Origin of the sequence: Citrobacter sp. Cf118, assembly GCF_030334095.1 — a bacterium.
Classification (GTDB): domain Bacteria; phylum Pseudomonadota; class Gammaproteobacteria; order Enterobacterales; family Enterobacteriaceae; genus Citrobacter; species Citrobacter freundii.
Genome location: NZ_JAOWES010000086.1, coordinates 78,696 through 86,532, shown reverse-complemented (window position 1 = coordinate 86,532; position 7,837 = coordinate 78,696). Strand labels below are relative to the sequence as shown.

The window sequence follows — 7,837 nt, the reverse complement described above, 5'->3', positions numbered from 1 at the left end:
GGAGGATTCGAACCTCCGACCGCTCGGTTCGTAGCCGAGTACTCTATCCAGCTGAGCTACGGATGCATCGGGAATTGCTGTTTACTACTGATACTGCGAAGAAGATGGTGCATCCGGGAGGATTACTCGGCTGCGCCTCGCCCTGCGGGCCGTTGCTGAAGCAACGTTATCCTCCCTGGTGCTCGCGATTATCTCACAGACCATGAAACAACAGTTTTGCTGTTATCTCGGAGAATATGGTGCATCCGGGAGGATTCGAACCTCCGACCGCTCGGTTCGTAGCCGAGTACTCTATCCAGCTGAGCTACGGATGCATCAGGAAAACTTACTTACTGCAGATTTGATATCGCTGCTAAAGTGATATCGATTTCCGTAACAACGCTAATGCGTTATTGCAGAGAAGATGGTGCATCCGGGAGGATTCGAACCTCCGACCGCTCGGTTCGTAGCCGAGTACTCTATCCAGCTGAGCTACGGATGCAAATGGCGGTGAGGCGGGGATTCGAACCCCGGATGCAGCTTTTGACCGCATACTCCCTTAGCAGGGGAGCGCCTTCAGCCTCTCGGCCACCTCACCAACACGCCTCTTGCGAGTGCTTCGAAGAACTTGTTTCTGCTCATCGTCGCTGCGTGGCGCACATATTACTTTCTGGGACTTATAAGTCAAACAATTTTTCCAGAGCTTTTATCGTTTGCACATTTCACGCGCAATTAGTCTGCAAAAACGGCAAAAAGAGTGTTTTATCAACAGATAAATTGGCAATTTCCTGAAGCAGTGAACAAACGGAAACTTCGTCGGGAAAGGCATTACGCCCAGTGGAATCGAAAAAATGGGGAGGACGAAGAAGAAAAGAGAAGAAAAAGGGTAACTCAATCAGGTTGCGCCTCACCAGAAAGGTGAGACGCGAAAACCTTAGTAACTGGACTGCTGGGATTTTTCAGCCTGGATACGCTGGTAGATCTCTTCACGATGGACAGAAACTTCTTTCGGGGCGTTTACGCCAATGCGCACCTGGTTGCCCTTCACCCCTAAAACTGTCACGGTGACCTCATCGCCTATCATGAGGGTCTCACCAACTCGACGAGTCAGAATCAGCATTCTTTGCTCCTTGAAAGATTAAAAGAGTCGGGTCTCTCTGTATCCCGGCATTATCCATCATATAACGCCAAAAAGTAAGCGATGACAAACACCTAAGTGTAAGCAGTCACGGCATCACATTCTGTTAAACCTAAGTTTAGCCGATATACACAACTTCAACCTGACTTTATCATTGTCGATAGCGTTGATTCGCATGCCGTAACTTAGGGTTTCGGCATGCGCTGACGCTTATAGTTATTACAGTTTTGCGCTGACCCAGCCTTTCACACTGGCTAACGCTGCAGGCAGAGCCGCTGCATCCGTACCACCGGCTTGCGCCATGTCCGGACGACCGCCACCCTTACCGCCGACCTGCTGAGCGACCATTCCAACCAGTTCCCCTGCTTTCACGCGATCTGTCACGTCCTTAGACACACCCGCAATCAGAGAAACCTTACCTTCCACTACCGTTGCCAGAACGATAACGGTAGACCCCAGTTGATTTTTCAGATCATCAACCATGGTACGCAACATTTTCGGCTCAACGTCCGCGAGTTCACTGACCAGCAGCTTCACACCGTTGATATCAACCGCTTTGCTGGAAAGATTTGCACTCTCCTGCGCCGCAGCCTGTTCCTTCAATTGCTGCAATTCTTTTTCCAGTTGACGTGTACGCTCCAGCACGGAACGAACTTTGTCAGCGATATTCTGGCTATCGCCTTTCAGCAGCTGCGCAACATCGCTTAAGCGATCGCTCTCAGCATGCACGGTTTGGATAGCGCCTTCACCGGTTACCGCTTCGATACGACGAACGCCTGCCGCAGTACCTGACTCGGACACTATGCGGAACAGACCGATATCACCCGTACGGCTGGCGTGAGTACCGCCACACAGTTCGGTAGAGAAATCACCCATGCTCAGAACGCGCACATGGTCGTCATATTTCTCGCCAAACAGGGCCATTGCGCCTTTGGCTTTTGCCGCTTCGAGATCCATGATGTTCGTTTCAATCGGCAAGTTGCGACGGATTTGCGCATTCACCAGATCTTCAACAGCACGGATTTCAGCAGGCTTCATCGCTTCGGTATGAGAGAAGTCGAAGCGCAGCAGTTTATCGTTAACCAGCGAGCCTTTCTGTGCCACATGTGTGCCCAGAACCTGGCGCAGCGCCGCGTGCATCAGATGCGTTGCGGAGTGGTTCAGGCGAATACGCGCACGACGTGCTTCATCCACATCAGCCTGTACTGCATCACCAATTTTCAGAGAACCCGCAGACAGCTTGCCAATGTGACCAATGGCCTGGCCATATTTCTGTGTGTCGCTAACGGCAAACGCAAAACCTGCGCCTTTCAGTTCACCCTTATCGCCAACCTGACCACCAGACTCCGCATAGAACGGCGTCTGATCCAGTACGACAACAGCGTCCTGACCTGCGTTAATTGCGTCTACCGCTTTACCATCAACAAACAGCGCGGTGACTTTGCCGTTCAGTTCCAGGTGCTCGTAGCCTTTAAATTCAGAGGCGCCATCAACACGAATCATTGCATTGTAGTCTGCGCCAAAACCGCTGGCTTCACGTGCGCGACGGCGCTGTTCTTCCATTGCAGCTTCAAAGCCAGCTTCATCAACCTTGATGTTACGCTCGCGGCAAACGTCTGCCGTCAGGTCAACCGGGAAACCGTAAGTGTCATACAGACGGAATGCGGTTTCGCCGTCCAGCGTATCGCCAGACAGTTTTGCCAGTTCTTCATCCAGCAGCGCCAGACCACGCTCCAGAGTACGTGCAAACTGCTCTTCTTCGGTTTTCAGAACCTGCTCAACCATAGCCTGCTGACGCTTCAGTTCTTCACCTGCAGAGCCCATGACGTCCACCAACGGACCAACCAGCTTGTAGAAGAAGGTATCCTTCGCGCCCAGCATGTTGCCATGACGTACCGCGCGACGAATGATACGGCGCAACACATAGCCACGGTTTTCATTCGACGGCACAACGCCATCAGCAATCAGGAACGCACAGGAACGGATATGGTCGGCGATAACGCGCAGCGACTTGTTGCTCAGATCGGTCGCGCCGGTGACTTTCGCCACGGACTCAATCAGTGAACGGAACAGGTCGATTTCATAGTTGGAGTTAACGTGTTGCAGCACGGCCGCAATACGCTCCAGACCCATACCGGTATCCACGGACGGTTTCGGCAGCGGTTCCATGGTGCCGTCAGCCTGACGGTTGAACTGCATGAAGACGATGTTCCAAATCTCAATGTAGCGATCGCCATCTTCTTCTGCGCTTCCCGGAGGCCCACCCCAGATATGGTCGCCGTGGTCGTAGAAAATTTCGGTGCATGGACCGCAAGGACCGGTATCACCCATCTGCCAGAAGTTATCGGAAGCATAAGCCGCACCTTTGTTATCACCGATGCGGATGATACGTTCGCGCGGAATACCGACTTCTTTTTCCCAGATTTCATAGGCTTCATCGTCAGTTTCATAGACGGTGACCCACAGACGCTCTTTTGGCAGGGCAAACCAGTTTTCACCGGTCAGCAGTTCCCATGCATATTGAATAGCATCGTGTTTGAAGTAATCGCCGAAGCTGAAGTTGCCCAGCATTTCGAAGAAAGTGTGGTGACGTGCAGTGTAACCGACGTTTTCCAGGTCATTGTGCTTACCACCCGCACGTACACAACGCTGCGAGGTGGTTGCGCGGGAATAATTACGCTTGTCGAGGCCAAGGAAAACATCCTTGAACTGGTTCATCCCGGCGTTGGTAAACAACAAAGTAGGGTCATTGTTCGGTACCAGGGAGCTGCTGGCAACTACCTGGTGTCCTTTACTATGGAAAAAATCGAGAAACGCCTGACGGATCTCAGCGGTGCTCTTGCTCATAATTATCCTGAAGAAATCAAGCTAACGAAATGTCATTACCAGCATCGGCAAGCAAACTGCGCCTCTGGCAATCGAAAAGTGGGAATAAGATAAGTTTTCTTTACTGGGAAGTAAAATCCCGTATGCGGTCAATCGTCAAAATTTCGCCATATTGCCTGAATATCTTCCATCAGATAGCCGCGATAGAGCAAAAAACGCTGGACCTTTACCTTATCTGAAAAATCGACAGGTAAAGGTTCACCGTACTTCCGAATGGCCTGCTCACGCGCAAGCACTGCCCAGTCAATTTCGCACTCACGCATGGCCCGCTCGATAGCTTCACGCGTGATCCCTTTTTGGTTTAATTCCTGGCGCACCCGGGCAGGTCCATAACCTTTGCGGCTACGGCTGGCGATAAACTGTTGCACGAAGCGATCATCATCCAGATAACGACTTTCAATACACCATGCGATGACCTTGTCGTAATCCTCCGGCGTGGCATCAATTTCTTCTGGTCCATTTTTCCCCATCACCGGAGCGGCCAGCTTGCGCCGCAGTTCCTGCTCGCTGTGATCGCGCATCGCCAGAATACGTACGGCGCGGTCAAGCAGTCGGGAATAAGCGGAACGGCGGGAAGTTGCTTCTGTCATAGTAAACCTTCAGAAATGAAAAAGGGCTGCATGATATGCAGCCCTTTACTATATGCGATTCAAAACATGCGATTCAAAACAGATTATCAGAAATCTTCGTTCGTTTCTTTTACGTCTTCGCCGCTGTCATCAACGGAGAAATCAGGCGTTGAATCCTGGTTATTGAGCAGTAGCTCACGTAATTTCTTCTCAATTTCTTTCGCAGTTGCCGGGTTTTCTTTCAGCCAGTTGGTCGCATTCGCTTTACCCTGACCGATTTTCTCACCGTTGTAGCTGTACCATGCACCAGCTTTTTCAATCAGCTTCTCTTTCACGCCCAGGTCAACCAGTTCGCCGTAGAAGTTGATGCCTTCACCGTAAAGGATCTGGAATTCAGCCTGTTTGAACGGCGCTGCAATTTTATTTTTCACAACCTTAACGCGGGTTTCGCTGCCAACCACGTTGTCACCTTCTTTCACCGCACCAATACGACGGATATCCAGACGAACAGACGCATAGAATTTCAGGGCGTTACCACCGGTGGTGGTTTCCGGGTTACCGAACATAACGCCAATCTTCATACGGATCTGGTTGATGAAAATCAGCAGCGTGTTGGACTGCTTCAGATTACCGGCCAGCTTACGCATCGCCTGGCTCATCATACGCGCCGCAAGGCCCATGTGAGAGTCGCCAATCTCGCCTTCGATTTCTGCCTTCGGCGTCAATGCGGCAACGGAGTCGACAACGATAACGTCAACCGCACCGGAGCGCGCCAGCGCATCACAGATTTCCAGCGCTTGCTCACCGGTATCCGGCTGAGAACACAGCAGGTTATCAATATCAACGCCAAGCTTACGGGCATAGACCGGGTCCAGTGCGTGTTCTGCATCGATAAATGCACAGGTTTTACCTTCACGCTGCGCAGCGGCAATAACCTGCAGGGTCAGCGTTGTTTTACCGGAGGATTCAGGCCCGTAGATTTCGACGATACGGCCCATTGGCAAACCGCCCGCGCCCAATGCGATATCCAGAGAAAGCGAACCGGTGGAGATAGTTTCCACATCCATGGAACGGTCTTCACCCAGGCGCATGATGGAGCCTTTACCGAATTGCTTTTCGATCTGACCCAGCGCTGCCGCCAACGCTTTCTGTTTGTTTTCGTCGATAGCCATTAATTACTCCTGTCATGCCGCTTTCGGGTTAAACCGCGAAACGTGATAGATAATGTTCTGTTGAGGTAATTATACTGTATGCTCATACAGTATCAAGTATTTTGTAGAAATTGTTGCCACAGGGTTTGTAACGCGTAGGCGGTCGCCTGTCGACGGACCGCATCGCGATCGCCGCTAAAGCATTCCCGGCGGGTAATCCCCTCGCCGCTCGCGCTGGCAAAGGCAAACCATACCGTTCCCACGGGTTTTTCTTCACTACCGCCATCCGGCCCCGCAATACCGCTTATCGAAACAGCGAAATGCGCGCGGGCGGCTTTTAACGCGCCTATCGCCATCTCCACCACCACAGGCTCACTCACCGCGCCATGCTGGGCCAGCGTCTCTTCGCGCACGCCAATCATCTGCGCTTTGGCTTCATTGCTGTAGGTCACAAACCCACGTTCAAACCAGGCGGAGCTTCCGGCAATATCCGTAATCGCTTTGGCTACCCAGCCGCCGGTGCAGGATTCCGCCGTCGTCATGGTTGCCCCGCGCGCTTTCAGCGCCAGGCCAACCTGCTCGCTTAACTGCATCAGTTCACTGTCGGTCATTTCAGCCTCTGTCAGTTAAAAAAATATGCCGGACAAGATAGCACTTTCATGACCAATGTGGGGATGGGGAGAACGTTTTACGAGGGGGATTCCAAAAATTGCTCCGTTGCACAAATAAGACCTGCCGGATGGCGATGCCAGGACATCTTATCCGGCCTACCAGAGATATCTTCCGGTAGGCCGGTGGAGCGATTACTGTACGCGCGCCAGCGCCACCGCCTGACCTAACTGCCAGACTGCCATCGCGTAATGCGTGCTGTGGTTATAGCGGGTAATCGTGTAGAAGTTCGGCAGTCCGTACCAGTACTGATAACCCGTGCCAATATCCAGGCGCAGCAGGCTGGCCTGCTGATGATTCCCCAACGACTGCTGCGGCGTCAGACCCGCGGCAGCAAGCTGAGAAATGCTGTACTGGGTTTTAAAGCCGTTCGCAAGCCCAGGTGCCTGACCATTTGCCGGAACCGCGACCGTATCGCCTTTCACCCAGCCGTGGCCCTTGAAGTAGTTCGCCACACTACCGATGGCATCAACCGGATCCCACAGGTTAATGTGTCCATCGCCATTGAAATCAACGGCATATTGTTTATAGGAAGACGGCATAAACTGGCCGTATCCCATTGCCCCCGCGAAAGAACCTTTCAAATCGAGCGGATCGTCGCTTTCATCTCGCGCCATCAGCAGGAAGGTTTCCAGTTCACCAGAGAAGTATTCCGCACGACGAGGATAGTTAAACGACAACGTCGCCAGCGCATCCAGAATCCGCGTTTTACCCATCACGCGGCCCCAGCGAGTCTCTACACCAATAATACCGACAATAATTTCCGGCGGAACTCCGTAGACCTGCCACGCACGGTTCAGCGCATCTTCATATTGATTCCAGAAAGCCACGCCGTTTTGCACGTTGTCAGGTGTGATGAACTGTTTGCGATAGCGCAGCCATGCGCCGTTAGGTCCGGCTGGCGGTTGAGTCGTCGGTGCCTGGCGGTCCATCAAACGCAATACCGAGTCCAGACGCTTGGCCTGCGACAGGATCTCCTGCAGCTGCTGGCGGTCAAAGCCGTGCTTGTTCACCATTTTCTCGATGAACTGCTGCGCGTTCGGATTATTGGCAAAATCGCCGCCCGTTTGCATGACGTTGTGCTGTGGCTCAAGCAGGAAGCCGCCGGATGGCGCACCCGTAGTCGTTTGAGTCTCTGAAGGTTTAGGTTTGCTGCTACAGGCAGCGAGCAGTACGAAAAGGGGGAGTAACGCTACATAACGACGCTTGAACATGAGACATCCATTAAACAAATTCAGCCTGGGAGAAGTATGGTAAAGCATCCTCCGCCATACAAGGAAGCGGTAGTCGCTCTCCTTCACAGAATTTACATCCCCTTTCATCTCTGACCATCACATTTGCGAGCTTTCACGCAAAAACTTTCAAATTAAAATATTTATCTTTTATTTTGAGATCAAAATAACACTTTTATATCTTTCAATCTGATTAAAATCAGCCACCGTTTG

At 52.0% G+C, this 7,837-nt stretch carries 6 protein-coding genes and 4 tRNA genes (1 of these 10 running past the window's edge); all 10 read right to left on the bottom strand.

The window, feature by feature from the left end; genetic code table 11:
* A tRNA-Arg gene (locus OGX67_RS14525) sits at positions 1 to 66 on the bottom strand (it extends 77 nt beyond the left edge of the window).
* A gap of 171 nt (positions 67 to 237) precedes the next feature.
* Positions 238 to 314, bottom strand: a tRNA-Arg gene (locus OGX67_RS14520).
* A 90-nt stretch (positions 315 to 404) separates the two neighbouring features.
* Positions 405 to 481: transfer RNA gene (locus OGX67_RS14515), tRNA-Arg, on the bottom strand.
* 3 nt (positions 482 to 484) lie between these two features.
* Positions 485 to 577 (bottom strand) — tRNA-Ser (locus OGX67_RS14510).
* A 336-nt stretch (positions 578 to 913) separates the two neighbouring features.
* Positions 914 to 1,099: a carbon storage regulator CsrA gene (gene csrA / locus OGX67_RS14505; protein WP_000906486.1), complete on the bottom strand. Its 186-nt coding sequence runs from the start codon at positions 1,097 to 1,099 to the stop codon at positions 914 to 916.
* A 237-nt stretch (positions 1,100 to 1,336) separates the two neighbouring features.
* Positions 1,337 to 3,964, bottom strand: coding sequence for an alanine--tRNA ligase (alaS, locus tag OGX67_RS14500; RefSeq protein WP_003037323.1), 2,628 nt, complete (start codon positions 3,962 to 3,964; stop codon positions 1,337 to 1,339).
* A gap of 128 nt (positions 3,965 to 4,092) precedes the next feature.
* Positions 4,093 to 4,593 (bottom strand): recombination regulator RecX, encoded by a 501-nt coding sequence (recX, locus tag OGX67_RS14495; protein ID WP_003037326.1) that lies wholly within the window; start codon positions 4,591 to 4,593, stop codon positions 4,093 to 4,095.
* Positions 4,594 to 4,679: 86 nt separating this feature from the next.
* Positions 4,680 to 5,744 (bottom strand): recombinase RecA, encoded by a 1,065-nt coding sequence (gene recA / locus OGX67_RS14490; protein ID WP_003037330.1) that lies wholly within the window; start codon positions 5,742 to 5,744, stop codon positions 4,680 to 4,682.
* 92 nt (positions 5,745 to 5,836) lie between these two features.
* Complete coding sequence (gene pncC, locus OGX67_RS14485; RefSeq protein WP_048218485.1) at positions 5,837 to 6,334, bottom strand: nicotinamide-nucleotide amidase; 498 nt, start codon at positions 6,332 to 6,334, stop codon at positions 5,837 to 5,839.
* A gap of 192 nt (positions 6,335 to 6,526) precedes the next feature.
* Positions 6,527 to 7,606 carry a lytic murein transglycosylase B gene (mltB, locus tag OGX67_RS14480; protein WP_003037336.1) on the bottom strand — a complete coding sequence of 360 codons (1,080 nt, stop codon included), beginning with the start codon at positions 7,604 to 7,606 and terminating at the stop codon, positions 6,527 to 6,529.
* Positions 7,607 to 7,837: the final 231 nt, after the last annotated feature.